Raw genomic sequence first — 14727 nt, forward strand, 5'->3', positions numbered from 1 at the left:
CAGGGACGGCGCAACTGACGGGAAAAACGCCCATGCCCGCCGCCCCGGACGCCGACATCGTGGTCTGGCTGTTCAGCCTCCCGGCTCCGCCGGAGGAGGAGGCGCGGCTGGCCGCCTTGCTCTCGCCGGACGAGCAGGCGCGCGCCGCGCGGCTGCGCCGGCCGGAGGACCGGCGCCGGCATGTGGCGGCCCATGCGGCGAAACGCCAGATCCTCGCCCGCGCCGCCGGCGTCGCGCCGGAGGCGCTGGCCTTCGCCGTCAGTCCCTGGGGCCGGCCGGAGCTGGCGGCGCCGGCCGGGCTGCATTTCAGCCTCAGCCATGCGCAGGCGCACGGCGCGCTCGCCGTCAGCCGGCGCGGCCCTGTGGGGGTGGACGTGGAGGAGATCCGCCCGGTGGAGCCGGAGGTGGCGGCGCAGTTTTTCTCCGCGGCGGAACAGGCAGCGCTGGCGCGCCTGCCGCCGGCGCAGCGGCTGCAGGGCTTCTATCGCTGCTGGACGCGCCGGGAGGCGGTGCTGAAGGCGCTGGGCCGCGGCTTCAGCCTGCCGCCGGAGACCTTCGACGTGACGCTGGCGCCAGGCGAGGCGCCGCGCCTGCTGCGCTTCCGCGGCGATGCGCTTGCGCCGGCGCGCTGGCGCATCGTCCATTTCGACGCGGCGGAGGACGCGCCCGGCGCCGTGGCCGCTCCTGCGCCGGACGCGCGCGTGGCCATCCGGCGCTGGCCGGAACAGGCGTAAGGCCGCCGGCCGGGGCGCGGCTGGGCGCGACGGCGCGCGCCGCGCTCAGCCGTAGCCGCCTGCGGCCGGGCCGGCGGTCTCGCCGCGCGCTTCGGCCGCGGCGGCGTCCGCCGCCGCCCGCAGCAGGGCGCCGTCGCTGGAAACCGCGATGAAGACGAAGCCCATTTCGGCGAGCGCGCGGGCGCGGCGCGCGGTCACCGCATAGACGCACGGCGTCTTGCCGGCGGCGCGGCAGCGGGCGACCACCTGGGCAAGGGCCGCGTCGACCTCCACGCCGGCCGGGTCCACCCGCGCGCCGCCGGACAGGGCGATGGAGAGATCGGCCGGCCCGACGAACACGCCGTCGACGCCATCCACGGCGAGAATCTCGTCCAGCGCCGCCAGCGCCTCGCGCGTCTCCACCATGACGAACAGCTTGAGCAGGCTGTTGGCGCGGGCGAGGTAGCCGGCGCTGTCGAGCCCGCTGGCGACGCGCGATTCGCCCGGCCCCCAGCTGCGGCCGCCCACGGACGGAAACTTGCAGAAGCTGACGAACTGGCGGGCGTCGCCGGCGCTGTTCACCATGGGGGCGATGATGGCGGCGACGCCGGCGTCGAGCAGGCGCGCGGCGGTGGCGCACGCGCCGACCGGAACGCGCGCAACCGGCGGCTTGCCGGCCGCCAGCGACAGCTGCGTTCCCCGGACCACGGCGGCGAAGTCAACGACGCCGTGCTGCATGTCGAAGGTCGCCGCGTCGAACGCCGAACGCGCCAGAACGCTGGCCACCTGCGACCCGCCCATGCCGATCCAGGCGGAGAACACCGGCGCGCCGCCGGCCAGCCGCGCCGCGAACTGCTCATACACCGACATGTCCCGCTCCCTCACGAAGACGCCCGCCCGGCGGCGACCGGCGGACGCGGCGCGGCCCCGGGGCCCGTCACCGCAGCGCGAAGCCGACGGCGCGCTCCAGCTCGTCCAGCGCCGCGGCCGGGTCGATCACCTTGATGGTGGTCATGCCCATCTCGCGCGCCGGCTTCAGGTTGACGCCAAGATCGTCGAGATAGACGCAGCGGGCGGGATCGACTCCAAGACGCCCGGTCATCAGGGCGTAGATGCGCGGATCGGGCTTGCGCATGCCGATCTTCGCGCTCTCGATCACCTCGTGGAACAGCGCCATCACCTCGGCCTTGTAGATGGACCTGGGGTTGTCCGAGGCGGCGGCGATGACGTTGTTGGTGATGCAGCCGGTTTTCAGGCGGGCGGAGATGCGGCGCAGCGCCTCCACCATCTCCGGGCGCAGGTCGCCGCCCAGCAGGTCGATCATGTCGCGGCCCGGCACCTCATGGCCCAGCGCCCGGCTCTCCTCGGCGAACATGCGGTCGAAGGCGTCGAGATCGATCTCGTTGCGCTCGAACTTCGCCCAGGCGTTGTCGAGATGGTTGGTGGCGTTGACCGTACGCAGGAAGTCCTTCGGCAGGCCGCGCTCGGCCTCGTAACGGTTGAACGCCTCAAACGGGCTGGACGAGATGACGCCGCCAAAGTCCCAGATAACTGCCTCAATCACGCCTGTTTCCTCCGCCGTATCTCCGGGCCGGACCCGGTCTGTCGCGCCCGCCGCGGCCTGCGCCGCCGGCGCCTGTGATGGCGACGTGCGATGAGCCGCATGACGACGCCGGAGACGCAAGGCGAGACTGCGCCGCCGGCCGCGGCTCACGCCGTCCGGTGAATGGGTGTGGACCCGCATCGCGCCCGGCGTCCCGCGCGGGCGCCGTCGTGGCGGCGCCTCAGCCCTCGGGCGCCGTGCGGTAATAGATCTGGCTGCGCTGGGCCGGGGTGGGATTCCTGTAGGCCACGCACTCGGCGAAATAGAAGCTGTCCGGCCGCATGGTGGCCGGATCGGCGCAGATGCGCGCCAGCTCCTGCTGCCGGCTCTGGGTGGACTGGCAGGCGCCGAGCGCGGCGCAAACGCCGGCGAGCGCCGCAATGCGGATGATGGCGGGCAGCAGCCCGTTGCTGGTGGTCATGTCACTCCCTCGCCCCGCCGCTGTGGGCGGCTTCACAGCGGCGAAGGTAAAGTCCGTTACGGCGCTGCGCAACGCGAATTGGCGCAGGGGCGGGCGCGCGCCCCCAACATGCGCGCCTCTGTCTGCGGCGCAGCGCCCCTGCCGGCGGCCGGCTATTTCACGCCGGCGGTGGTCATGGCGGCCGCCGCCTGTTCGACGCTGCAGTCCGGCGCATCGGCGCCGGAGGCCTGCGCCGCACGGATCTCCCTGGCCGCCTCCGCCAGCTGCGCCCGGAACACGGGGCTGGACTGCAGCTGCGCGGCCACCGCCGCGCCGATGAGGCGCCCGGCGTCGACGTCGCTCTGCCAGTGATAGTTGCAGATCACCCGGCTCTGGCCGAATTCGTAGCCGCGCCGGAGGATGGCGTTGGCCTTCTCCGGCGCCGCCGCGGCGAGCACGAGCGCCCAGGTCCAGCCAAAGGCGGCGTGGCCGGAGGGATAGGAGCCGTCCTTGCGCAGGTGCTCCTCGTCCGCCGGATAGCAGGTGGCGTGGTCAGGCGAGACCACGAAGGGCCGCTGGCGGAAATAGGCCTGCTTGGCCTTCAGCGTGGCCGCGCCGGCGTCGGTCAGCGTGCGCCGCAGCAGCATGTTGAGGTGCGGCGTGGCGCTCCGGCTGATCTTCACGCCCAGCGCGCAGGAGAACGCCTCCACCACGGCGGGCGAGCGATAGTCGGCGTCGCGGGCGGCCAGCCTGCCGCGCGGCGTGTCGCGCAGCCGGCTGGCGGCGGCGCGGACCGCCTCGTCGGCCACCGCCTGGGGCGAGCCTGGCGAAGGCGGCGGCGCCAGCAGCGCCAGCGAATCAACCAGCTGCTCGCGCGGCAGGTAGCCGGGCAGCACGCCGGGGCGCAGCTCCTTCAGCGCCGCCGGGTCCGTGGGCGGCGGCGCGGACGCGTCGGCCGCCTGCGGCGCGCCGCCCGCCCCCGGTTCACGCGCGAGCGCGCCCGGCGTCGCGGCGCCGGACATCACGGCTCCTGACATCAGGGCGGCGGCGACGGCGAGGCGGAGCGCCCCCGCGAGGGTGATGGGCTGGTTTTTCATGATTGTTTCCTCCCGGCTCGTTGCGGGCGGCGCGCGCCGGCCGCCAGCGAAGCAGACAGTATCACGCTGCCCGGGACGATCTGCCAATGACCATGCGGAAACCCAGGGCCTCCGCCACGTGGGGGCGGCGCACGCGCTCCTCGCCGGCCAGGTCGGCGATGGTGCGGGCCACGCGCAGCGTCCGGTGCCAGCCGCGCGCCGACAGGCGCATTGAGTCCGCCGCCGCCTGCAGCAGGGCCATGCCCTCGCCGTCCGGCGCCGCCGTCTCGTGCAGCAAGGCCGGCGGACAGGCGGCGTTCAGCATGTCCGGCGCGCCGTGGCGGGCGTAGCGCCGCTGCTGGCGCTCGCGGGCGGCCAGCACCCGCGCGCGCACCGCGGCGGAACTTTCGCCCGGCGGCGCGCCCGGCGCCGGCATCAGGTCCACCGCCCGCACCGCCGGCGTTTCGATGACCAGGTCGATGCGGTCCAGCAGCGGACCGGACAGGCGCGCCTGATACTGGGCCATGCACCGCTCGTTGGGCCCGCGCCGGCAGGCGTAGCCGGGCTCGGTTCCGCGGCCGCAGCGGCACGGGTTCATGGCCGCCACCAGCTGGAAGCGCGCCGGATAGGTGACGCGGTGGTTGGCGCGGGCCACCATTACCTCGCCGCTTTCCAGCGGCTGGCGCAGGCTGTCCAGCGCCTGCACGCTGAATTCCGGCAGCTCGTCGAGAAACAGCACGCCGTTATGGGCAAGGGACGCCTCCCCGGGCCGGGCGGAGACGCCGCCGCCGACCAGAGCGGCCATGGAGGCGGAGTGATGCGGCGCGCGGAACGGCCGCCGGTCGGTGAGCGCGCCGGCCTCCAGCAGGCCGGCGACGGAATGGATCATGGAGATCTCCAGCAGCTCGCGCGGGCGCAGCGGCGGCAGCAGCGACGGCAGGCGCTGCGCCAGCATCGACTTGCCGGCGCCGGGCGGGCCGTTCATCAGCAGGTTGTGGCCGCCGGCCGCCGCCACCTCCAGCGCGCGCCGCCCCAGCGCCTGACCGCGCACGTCGGCGAGGTCCGGCAGCGGCCCCTCGCCGGCGCGCACCCTTGCGACAGGGCGCGCCAGCGGCTGCGCGCCCTGGAAATGGGTGACGAGCCGCAGCAGCGAGTCCGGCGCGAGAATCTCCAGCTCCTCGCCGGCCCAGGCGGCCTCGGCGCCACAGGAAGCGGGACAGATCAGGCCGTGGCCGCGCGCCGCCGCGGCGATCGCCGCCGGCAGCACCCCGGCGACGGAGCGGATGGAGCCGTCCAGCCCAAGCTCGCCCAGCACGGTGTAGCCGTCGAGCGCGTCCGAGGGCAGCGCGCCGATGGCGACCATAACGCCGAGCGCGATGGGCAGGTCGTAATGCGAGCCTTCCTTGGGCAGGTCGGCGGGAGCGAGATTGACGGTGATGCGCTTCGCGGGCAGGGCGAGACCGGCGGCGAACAGGGCCGAACGCACCCGCTCGCGCGACTCGGCCACGGCCTTGTCGCCAAGGCCGACGATGGCGAAGGCCACCACGCCGCTGGCCAGCTGCACCTGGACGTCGACCGGACGGGCCTCAATGCCCGAGAAAGCGACGGTGGCGACCTGCGTGACCATTTCCCTTCCCCCGGTTCCTTCCCCCGGCCTTTTCCTTTCCCCGCCCCTCCGCCCCCGCCCGTGGCCCCGTCTCCGACCCCCCCCGCGCCGGTCCGCGCCAGCCCGTTCCCGGCCCCTGCGTCGCCGGGCCGGCCGCCGGCGCGACGGAGCCCCGCCTGCGCCCCGCGCCGGAGCAGACGGAAACAATCTACAGATGTCATTAAATATTCCAAACAGTTTTGTGCAAGTAAAACCAGATACAACCTGCAGCAATTATCATATAATTTCACCGGCGCAGGTCGCCAGACCGGCCGCGCATGACCGCCGGCCTCCGGCGTCTGGTCCTCCAGCGCCCGCTCGCGGGCGCGCGGCGGCGCAGGCGCGCCGTTCCGGCGCCGGCCCGTGTCAAAAACCAGTAAAACGCGTCCGGGGCGCCGGTAATGCCCGACAGGCGCGCTGTTGATTGCGGTTGTTGCGTCAAAAGGCGTCCGTCCCGTGTTGGTCAAACGCTTGACCAAACCCAGGGCGCGGCATTAGGGCTAGTGGCCAGTTTCGGTCCGGCGGAGTCGCCGCTCCGGCCGGGACGGCGCGGCGGCGAGCGTCGCGCGGTCCGGCCGGACGCGCCGTCCGGTCGCAAAACGTTGTGGGGTCTGGCGGCGTCGCCGGCCAGGCCGGAAATCCTGTGTGGCCAGCCGCATGCGCTGTTCCACCGATTGGGAGGTACTAGCCTTGAAGCTCGATTCATCCGTCTCCGCAGTCATCACTGGCGGCGCCTCCGGTCTCGGCGCCGCGACCGCCCGCGCGCTGGCCGCCCATGGCGTCAAGGTCGCCCTGTTCGACCTGAACGAGGAGAAGGGCGAGGCCCTTGCAAAGGAGCTCGGCGGCGTGTTCTGCAAGGTCGACGTGACCTCCGAGGAGCAGGTTGACGCGGCGTTCGAGAAGGCCCGCGCCGCCAACGGCCAGGAGCGCATCCTGGTGAACTGCGCCGGCACCGGCAACGCCATCAAGACCGCCTTCCGCGACAAGAAGACCGGCGAGCTGGCCCACTTCCCGGTCGACGCCTTCAACCGCATCATCCAGATCAACCTGGTCGGCACCTTCCGCTGCATCGCCAAGTCGGCGAAGGGCATGCTGTCGCTGGAGCCGCTGGCTGACGGCGAGCGCGGCGCCATCGTGAACACCGCTTCGGTCGCGGCCGAAGACGGCCAGATGGGCCAGGCCGCCTACTCCGCCTCCAAGGCCGGCGTCGTCGGCATGACCCTGCCGATCGCCCGCGACCTCGCCGGCGAGGGCATCCGCATCAACACCATCCTGCCGGGCATCTTCAACACGCCGCTGCTGCAGGGCGCTCCGGACAACGTCAAGGCGGCCCTCGCCGCCCAGGTGCCGTTCCCCCGCCGCCTCGGCAACCCGGAGGAGTACGCGCACCTCGCCCTCACCATGATCACCAACAGCTACTTCAACGGCGAGGACGTGCGTCTCGACGGCGCCATCCGCATGGCTCCGCGCTGATCCGCGGCTCCATCACCGTTCGCGAAGGCCGGCGGCGACGCCGGCCTTTTGCGTTTCGGGAGGTCGCCGCCCGGCCCGTCTGTCGCCGCCGGCGGCCAGGACAGCGGCGGAGATGCGGTCGCAATTTTCCTTTGCATAAATTTTGTTCACTGTGAGTCCTTGCACGCGCCGCCCGCCCGGCGCATGGTCCGCGGCCCGACATGTTCCAGGGAGCGCCGCGTCATGCGCCTGCACATTCTTGAACTGGACGAGGTGGAGCCGGAGGCCGAGGCGCGCGGCCAGCGGTTTCGCGACCTGTTCGTCGCCTGGCTGAAGCCGGCCCTGCCGGAAGCGCGGTTCACCTCCAGCCTCATCGTGGCCGGCGAGCCGCTGCCGGCGCCTGGCGACCATGACGCCTTCATCCTCACCGGCTCGCGTCACGGCGTCTATGAGGACCTGCCGTGGATGCGCGACGTCATCGCCTTTTTGCGGGCGGCGGCGGCCGTGGGCGCGCCGGTGGCCGGGATCTGTTTCGGCCACCAGATCATGGCGGCGGCGCATGGCGGCGAGGTGCGGAAATATCCGGGCGGCTGGAACATCGGCCGCATGGGCCACCGGGTCGCCCCTTCGGCGCGGCCGCTGTTCGGCGGCCGCGACAGCCTGCACGTGCTGTCGTTCCACCAGGACCAGGTGATGCGCCCGCCGCAGGGAGCGGAGGTGCTGCTGGGCTCGGAGCGTTCGCCTTGCGGGGGACTGCGCTACCGCGACTTCCCGCAGATGTCGGTGCAGTTCCACCCGGAATTTCGTCCGGAGACGGTGCGGCTGATCCTCCGGGACGGCGCGGATCCGGACATTCCGGCGCAGGCGCAGCGCGCCGCCCTCGCCTCGCTGGAGGAAGGCCCGCTCGACAATGACGTGGTGGCCGCCGCCTTCGCGCGGTTTTTCCGCGAGGCGCTGCGCCGGAAATGACGCGCGCCGCCGTCGCCCGGCGGCGATGGCGCAGGCCGCCGGCGGCCCTGAAACGCGCCGCCGCGCTCCCGCCCCGCCGGAGACGGGGCGCGCGGCGGCCCCGGCTGTCAGGCGTTGAAATGGAGCTTCAGGCCCGGCCGCGGCCAGCGGCGCCTGTAAAGCCTGCCGGTGGATGAGGCGGTGATCCAGGCGTCGCGCATGTCAGGGCCGCCGAAGCAGATATTGGTGGTGATGGCGTCCGGCACGGCCACATGCCCGAAACTGCCGTCCTGCGGGTTGAACACTGTGATCCCGCCGTTGGCGATGGTGGCCACGCACACGCGCCCGTCCGCCTCCACCGCCAGGCTGTCCAGCAACTGGTAGCCCGGCAGCGGCCCCAGCACCCGGTGCTGGGCGGCGAAACGGTCGGTGGAGCCGCCGATCTGCCCGGGGCCGGTGATGCTGAAGCCCCACACCCGCGAGGTGCGGGTCTCGGCCACCCACACCGTCCGGCCGTCCGGCGAGAGGCCGACGCCGTTGGGCGTCATCAGGCCGCTGCGCGCCTTCACGATCATCGAGCCGTCCGGCTTCGCGTAATAGAGATGGCCGATGTCCATGCGCTCGTCGTCGGCCTTGCCGAGGTCGGTGAACCAGAAGCCGCCCGCGGCGTCGAACACCAGGTCGTTGGGGCCGCGCAGCGCCCGGCCGCCGCCCTCGGTGTAGAGGGTGGTCACCTTGCCTGTCTTCAGGTCCACGCGCTGGATGCTGCCGCCCGGATAGTCGGCCGGAACGCCGTGCGGGGCCAGCGTGCCGTCCGGCCGCGTCACCCAGTTGAAACCGCCGTTGTTGGTGACGTAGACGGCGCCGTCCGGGCCGATGGCCGCGCCGTTGGGGCCGCCGCCCAGCTCGGCGATCACCTCAACCCGGCCGTCGGGCTTCACCCGGGTCAGCGTCTTGCGGCGGATCTCCACCAGGATCACCGACCCGTCGGACATCGCCACCGGACCTTCGGGAAACTCCAGGCCTTCCGCAACGAGTTCCAGCTCTGCCTTGCTCACGGACTTCTCCTCCCTGTCGCCGTCTGCGCCCGGCGCGTCGCGCAGCATCCGGGGCGCGGTCCTGCGCAACACTGGCTGAAATCGCCGTTCCGGTCAGCAGCCGCCAGGACATTGCCGCCATGACCGGCCGGCATTGACGCGCCTGCGGCGCGCGCCCGCCGCCCGCGGAATACGGACATAAAGAATTCTTTATATGTTTATTGCGCCGGCGCGACCGGAATGCTAAGCAGCGGACGACGCCGGCGCGCCGCGCCGCCCCGCCGCCTTCGCGCGCGGGGCCGGAACGCGCCACCACGCGCGAGGTTTACGCGGCTTCGCCCCGGCCATTTCAGGGCGAGCGGACCCCGCCTCACTTCTGCAAGCAGGATATCCATGTCCCGGACCACGCACGACTACATCGTCAAGGACATCTCCCTGGCCGACTGGGGCCGCAAGGAAATCGAAATCGCCGAGAGCGAAATGCCCGGCCTGATGGCCACCCGCGCCGAGTACGGCCCGCAGCAGCCGCTGAAAGGCGCGCGCATCGCCGGCTCGCTGCACATGACCATCCAGACGGCGGTGCTGATCGAGACCCTGAAGGCGCTGGGCGCGGAAGTGCGCTGGGCCTCGTGCAACATCTACTCCACCCAGGACCACGCCGCCGCCGCCATCGCCGCCGCCGGCACCTCCGTGTTCGCGGTGAAGGGCGAGACCCTCGCCGAATACTGGGAGTACACCCGCAAGCTGTTCGAGTGGCCGGACGGCGGCGTGCCGAACATGATCCTCGACGACGGCGGCGACGCCACGCTGTTCGTGCACCTCGGCGTGCGCGCCGAGAGCGGCGACGTCGCCTTCCTTGACCAGGCGGGCTCGGAGGAGGAGGCGATCCTGTTCGCGCTGATCCGGCGCACGCTGCAGGAGAAGCCGAAGGGCTGGTTCGGCGAGATCGCCCGCAACGTCCGCGGCGTCTCGGAGGAGACCACCACCGGCGTGCACCGCCTCTACCAGATGGAGAAGGAGGGGAAGCTGCTGTTCCCCGCCATCAACGTCAACGACAGCGTCACCAAGTCGAAGTTCGACAACCTCTACGGCTGCCGCGAATCGCTGGTGGACGGCATCCGCCGCGGCACGGACGTGATGCTCTCCGGCAAGGTGGCGTTCGTGGCCGGCTTCGGCGACGTGGGCAAGGGCTCGGCCGCCTCGCTGCGCCAGGCCGGCGCGCGCGTCATCGTCTCCGAGATCGACCCGATCTGCGCCCTGCAGGCCGCCATGGAAGGCTATGAGGTGACCACGATCGAGGAGGCGCTGCCGCGCGCCGACATCTACGTCACCGCCACCGGCAACCGCGACATCATCACCGTCGACCACATGCGGCGGATGAAGGACCGGGCCATCGTCTGCAACATCGGCCACTTCGACAACGAGATCCAGGTGGCCGGCCTGCGCAACTTCAGGTGGCGGAACATCAAGCCGCAGGTGGACGAAATCGAGTTCCCGGACGGCAAGCGCATCATCCTGCTGTCGGAGGGCCGCCTCGTGAACCTGGGCAACGCCACCGGCCACCCCTCCTTCGTGATGTCCGCCTCCTTCACCAACCAGACGCTGGCGCAGATCGAGCTGTTCACGCGCGCCGGCGCCTATGAGAAGAAGGTGTACACCCTGCCCAAGCACCTCGACGAGAAGGTGGCCCGCCTGCATCTGGACAAGCTCGGCGTGAAGCTGACGCAGCTCACCCCGGAGCAGGCGGCCTACATCGGCGTCAGCGTCGCGGGCCCCTACAAGCCCGACCATTACCGTTACTGACGGTTGACGGCGGGGGCGGCGGCCCCCGCCCGACGTTGCGGCATGTTCCGGCGGAATCCCTTCCGCCGGATTTTTTGTCGGGGCGCGCCGCAGGTACACTCGCCGCTGATTCGGCCCATGCGCCGCCGCGGACGCGCCGCCGCGCGGGCGTCGCGGCGATGACGGCGGCCAGGGCGTCGCGGCGCGGGAGACGCCGCGCGCCGGCGGCGATGGAGACGGACGACACATGACCGGCCCGCGCCACTCCAGCCACACGACGACCGCCGCGCCGGCCCCCGCCGGCGCGCGCCGCGGCGCGCCGGCGCGCGGCGTCGCCGGCATGGCCGTGGCGCTGGCCGCCGGCATGGCGCCGCTGGCGGCCGCGCAGGCCGCGGCCGGAACGGCGCTGCCGGCGATCGCCGACCCGGCGCGCACCGGCCTCGCCGTGCTGGCCGGCGGCCTCGGCCTGTCGCTGGCCCTGCTCGCCGCCATGCATCACGCCATGCGCCGGCGCTGGCGCGGACGGCTCGCGGACCTGGAGCGCGAGCTGCGCCGCGCCCGGCTCGCCGCCGACCAGGCCGAGGTGTTCCTGGCCAGCGAGCCGCAGGCGCTGGTCAGCTGGCCGGAACCGGACGGCGCGCCGCGGGTTGAGGCCGGCGGCGGCTTTCTCCCGCAGAACGTCGCGCAGGAGCGGCTGCTGGCCTTCGGCGCGTGGCTGCGCCCCGCAGACGCCCGCGCGCTGGAGCGGGCGGTGGAGGGGCTGCGGGCGGCGGGCGCGCCGCTGTCGCTGACGCTGCAGGCGCTGGACGGGCGTTACATCGCCGCCGAGGGGCGCATCGTCGCCGGCGCGCCGACGCTGCGGCTGCGCGATGTCAGCGGCGAGCGCGAGGGCCGCGCCCGGCTCGAGGACCAGCTGGCCGCCACCGGCGGCGAGCTGGAGGCGGTGCGCGACATGCTGGACGAGATCCCCCAGCCCGTGTGGGTGCGCGACCGCAACGACCGCATCGTCTGGACCAACGCCGCCTATGTGCGCGCGGTTGAGGCGCCGGACATGGAGACCGTGGTGCGCCAGGGGCTGGAGCTGCTGGACCAAGCCGCGCTGGCGGAATCGCGCCGCCAGCGGGCCATGGGCGCGCCCTGGCAGGCGCGGCTGCCGGCGGTGATCGCCGGCGACCGGCGCATCATGGAGGTGGTGGAGACGCCCGGCGCCTCCGGCAGCGCCGGCATCGCCACCGACGTCTCCGAACTGGCGCGGCTGCGCGACGACTTCACCCGCCAGATGGAGGCGCACGCCCGCACCCTCGACCAGCTGCCCACCGCCGTGGCCATTTTCGACGGCTCGCGGCGGCTGATCTTCCACAATCCGGCCTACCGCCTGCTGTGGAAGCTGGACCAGGACTGGCTCGACACCGCCCCCACCGACGACGACATCCTCGAGCGGCTGCGCAACTGGCGGCGCCTGCCGGAGGAGGCGGACTTCCGCCAGTGGAAGGCCAACGTGCTCTCCGGCTACACCGCGGTGGAGCCGCAGAGCCACGCCTGGCACCTGCCGGACGGGCGCACCATCCGCGTCGTGGTCAACCCCAACCCCCAGGGCGGCGTCACCTATCTCTACGACGACGTCACAGAGCGCTACCTGCTGGAAACCCGCTACAACAGCATGCTGCGCGTGCAGGGCGAGACCCTGGACACCCTGCGCGAGGGCGTGGCGGTGTTCGGCCAGGACGGGCGGCTGCGCCTCAGCAACCCGGCCTTCGCCAGCCTGTGGGGCGTGCCGGCCGAGGTGGTTGCCGCCGGACCGCATGTCGACGAGGTCATGGCCCGCGCCAGCCGCATTCCCCCGGACGACGGGAGCTGGGCCATGCTGCGCGGCGCCATCGTCGGCATGCATGATGACCGCCGCGGCGGCGCCTGCCGCATGGAGAACCTGCCGGCGTCCGGCGACGGCGGCCGCGTCATCGACTGCAACATGGCCCCGCTGCCGGACGGCTCCATGCTGCTCACCTTCACAGACGTCACTGACTCGGTGCGCATCGAGCGCGCGCTCACCGAGCGCAACGAGGCGCTGCTCAAGGCCTCGCAGCTGCGCGACGACTTCGTGCACCACGTCTCCTACGAGCTGCGCTCGCCGCTCACCAACATCATCGGCTTCGTGGAGATGCTGGCCAGCGGCATGGGCGGACCGCTCAACGAGCGCCAGCGCGAATACGCCGACCACATCATGCAGTCGTCCACGGCGCTCAACGCCATCATCGACGACATTCTCGACCTCGCCTCCATCGACAACGGCGAGCTGGAGCTCGTGCGCGAGCCCATCGACCTCAGCGCCACCATCGCCGCGGCGACGCGCGGGGTGGAGGACCGCCTCGCCGAGGCCGCCATCACGCTGCACGTGGAGGCGCCGCCGGACATCCGCCCGTTCGAGGCGGACGTGAAGCGCCTGCGCCAGGTGCTGTTCAACCTGCTCTCCAACGCCATCCGCTTCTCCGACCGCGGCAGCAACGTCTGGCTGAAGGTGAGCGAGGACGGCGACTACGTGCGCTTCGACGTCATCGACGAGGGCCGCGGCATTCCCGCCAGCCTCATCGACCGGGTGTTCGACCGTTTCGAGAGCCATGGCGCCGGCCAGCACCGGCGCGGGGTCGGCCTCGGCCTGTCAATGGTGCGCGCCTTCGTGGAGCTGCACGGCGGCCGGGTGGAGATCGCCTCGCGCGAGGGGGTGGGCACGCGCGTCAGCTGCTTCTTCCCGGCGACGCCCGCCCCGGCCGCCTGATCCTGCCGGAGGACGTTTTTTGCTCGACCTTTCCGCGGGTTGGTCTAAACAGGGCCCGGCGGCCCCGCGGCGCGCGGACGACGGCCGGGAACGCGGCCGGGAAGAAAGTGGAAACCTTCGCGACGTTACTCTCGCCGGGTCGCCAGCATCGGCCGCGGTTCGCGGCCGCGCTCCGTCGCGCCCGCGCGGAGCCAGCCAGGGAAGCCTGATTGTCCGTGTCGACCAGCCAGATCCGCCCCGACGTCGCCGTCCCCCCCCAGCAGGAGACCGTCCGTCACGCCAGCCGCGCCCCCGGCGCCAGCGCCCTGCCGCGCGGCCAGGCGCCGCGGCACGGCGGCCAGCCCGCGCCCTATCCGGTGACCTGGGAGATCGACCTGCCTGACGAGGCGGCGACGACGCATCTGGCGCAGATCCTCGCCGAAACGCTCAAGAAGGGCGACTTCATCACCCTGTCCGGCGATCTCGGCGCCGGCAAGTCGACCCTGGCGCGGGCGCTGCTGCGCATCCTGGCCGACGACCCCGGGCTGGAGGCCCCCAGCCCCACCTTCACCCTGGTGCAGGAATACGACACGCCCTTCGGCAATGTGGTCCACGCCGACCTGTACCGCCTCGGCGGTCCGGACGACCTGATCGAGCTGGGCTGGGAGGAGCTGGTCCGCAGCGCCCTGGTGCTGGTGGAGTGGCCGGACCGCGCCGGCGAGCTGCTGCCGGCCGACCGGCTGGACGTGGAGCTGCTGCTGGACCCGGAAGGCGACGTGAACCGGCGCGTGGCGGCGCTCACCGGCCACGGCGCCTGGGCCGGACGCCTCGCCATGACCCGCGCCATCCGCACCGTGTTCCGCAAGGCGGGCTGGGACACGGCGCGCCGCGCCTTCCTGCAGGGCGACGCCTCCAGCCGCTCCTATGAGCGGCTGGTCCGCCCCAACGGCCAGACCGCCATCCTGATGGTGTCGCCGCGCCAGCCGGACGGGCCGCCGATCCGCCGCGGCAGGCCCTACAGCGCCATCGCCCACCTCGCCGAGTCGGTGCACGCCTTCGTGGCCATGGCCAACGGGCTGCGCTCGCTGTCGGTCAGCGCCCCGGCCATTCTCGGACGCGACCTCGACGCCGGCGTGCTGCTGGTGGAGGATCTGGGCTCGGAGGGCGTGGCCGATGAGAACGGCCCCATTCCGGCGCGCTATGAGGAGGCGGTGCGCCTGCTCGCGCGGCTGCACTCGGTGCAGCTGCCGCACACGCTGCCGGTGAGCGACGGCGTCGATCACGTCATCCCGCCCTATGACATGAGGCGCTGCAGATCG

At 72.6% G+C, this 14727-nt stretch carries 12 protein-coding genes; 6 read left to right on the forward strand and 6 right to left on the reverse strand.

Translation table 11 applies throughout. The features are described 5' to 3' along the window. The first annotated feature begins 32 nt into the window (after positions 1-32). Complete coding sequence (locus tag ACFFJB_RS01895) at positions 33-734, forward strand: 4'-phosphopantetheinyl transferase family protein (protein ID WP_376828597.1); 702 nt, start codon at positions 33-35, stop codon at positions 732-734. Between the two features lie 45 nt (positions 735-779). Here the strand turns inward: ACFFJB_RS01895 and ACFFJB_RS01900 are convergent, their stop codons facing one another. The 5 genes from ACFFJB_RS01900 to ACFFJB_RS01920 form a co-directional block, all read right to left on the reverse strand. Then, positions 780-1583 carry an HpcH/HpaI aldolase family protein gene (locus ACFFJB_RS01900; RefSeq protein ID WP_376828599.1) on the reverse strand — a complete coding sequence of 268 codons (804 nt, stop codon included), beginning with the start codon at positions 1581-1583 and terminating at the stop codon, positions 780-782. A gap of 67 nt (positions 1584-1650) precedes the next feature. Then, entirely contained in the window at positions 1651-2277 is a 627-nt protein-coding gene (locus tag ACFFJB_RS01905; RefSeq protein ID WP_376828601.1) for an HAD-IA family hydrolase, read from the reverse strand. Between the two features lie 220 nt (positions 2278-2497). Further along, positions 2498-2737: a hypothetical protein gene (locus ACFFJB_RS01910; RefSeq protein WP_376828603.1), complete on the reverse strand. Its 240-nt coding sequence runs from the start codon at positions 2735-2737 to the stop codon at positions 2498-2500. A 152-nt stretch (positions 2738-2889) separates the two neighbouring features. Further along, the gene (locus tag ACFFJB_RS01915; protein ID WP_376828605.1) at positions 2890-3813 is read right to left on the reverse strand and encodes an acid phosphatase; all 924 of its coding nucleotides are present in this window, start codon (positions 3811-3813) and stop codon (positions 2890-2892) included. A 61-nt stretch (positions 3814-3874) separates the two neighbouring features. Then, positions 3875-5419 (reverse strand): YifB family Mg chelatase-like AAA ATPase, encoded by a 1545-nt coding sequence (locus tag ACFFJB_RS01920; protein ID WP_376828607.1) that lies wholly within the window; start codon positions 5417-5419, stop codon positions 3875-3877. 708 nt (positions 5420-6127) lie between these two features. On the opposite strand from ACFFJB_RS01920, the gene ACFFJB_RS01925 reads away from it, so the two are divergent. Together ACFFJB_RS01925 and ACFFJB_RS01930 are read left to right on the forward strand one after the other, a co-directional pair. Beyond that, a complete protein-coding gene (locus tag ACFFJB_RS01925) occupies positions 6128-6910 on the forward strand; it encodes an SDR family NAD(P)-dependent oxidoreductase (protein ID WP_446680577.1) in 783 nt (260 codons plus the stop codon). A 222-nt stretch (positions 6911-7132) separates the two neighbouring features. Further along, positions 7133-7858 carry a type 1 glutamine amidotransferase gene (locus tag ACFFJB_RS01930; RefSeq protein ID WP_376828609.1) on the forward strand — a complete coding sequence of 242 codons (726 nt, stop codon included), beginning with the start codon at positions 7133-7135 and terminating at the stop codon, positions 7856-7858. A gap of 107 nt (positions 7859-7965) precedes the next feature. On the opposite strand, the gene ACFFJB_RS01935 is transcribed toward ACFFJB_RS01930, so the two are convergent. Then, positions 7966-8943: an SMP-30/gluconolactonase/LRE family protein gene (locus ACFFJB_RS01935; RefSeq protein WP_376828611.1), complete on the reverse strand. Its 978-nt coding sequence runs from the start codon at positions 8941-8943 to the stop codon at positions 7966-7968. Positions 8944-9267: 324 nt separating this feature from the next. Between ACFFJB_RS01935 and ahcY the strand changes: the two genes are divergently transcribed. From ahcY to tsaE, 3 genes are all read left to right on the forward strand, one after another. Next, on the forward strand, positions 9268-10677 hold the full coding sequence (gene ahcY / locus ACFFJB_RS01940; RefSeq protein WP_376828613.1) for an adenosylhomocysteinase: 1410 nt from the start codon (positions 9268-9270) through the stop codon (positions 10675-10677). A gap of 226 nt (positions 10678-10903) precedes the next feature. Then, positions 10904-13429: a sensor histidine kinase gene (locus ACFFJB_RS01945; protein WP_376828615.1), complete on the forward strand. Its 2526-nt coding sequence runs from the start codon at positions 10904-10906 to the stop codon at positions 13427-13429. A gap of 215 nt (positions 13430-13644) precedes the next feature. Continuing rightward, positions 13645-14727, forward strand: a 1083-nt coding sequence (tsaE, locus tag ACFFJB_RS01950) for a tRNA (adenosine(37)-N6)-threonylcarbamoyltransferase complex ATPase subunit type 1 TsaE (protein ID WP_376829117.1), incomplete at its 3' end; no start/stop codon positions are given.

The sequence above is a fragment of the Camelimonas abortus genome, assembly GCF_042432745.1.
GTDB lineage: Bacteria > Pseudomonadota > Alphaproteobacteria > Rhizobiales > Beijerinckiaceae > Camelimonas > Camelimonas abortus.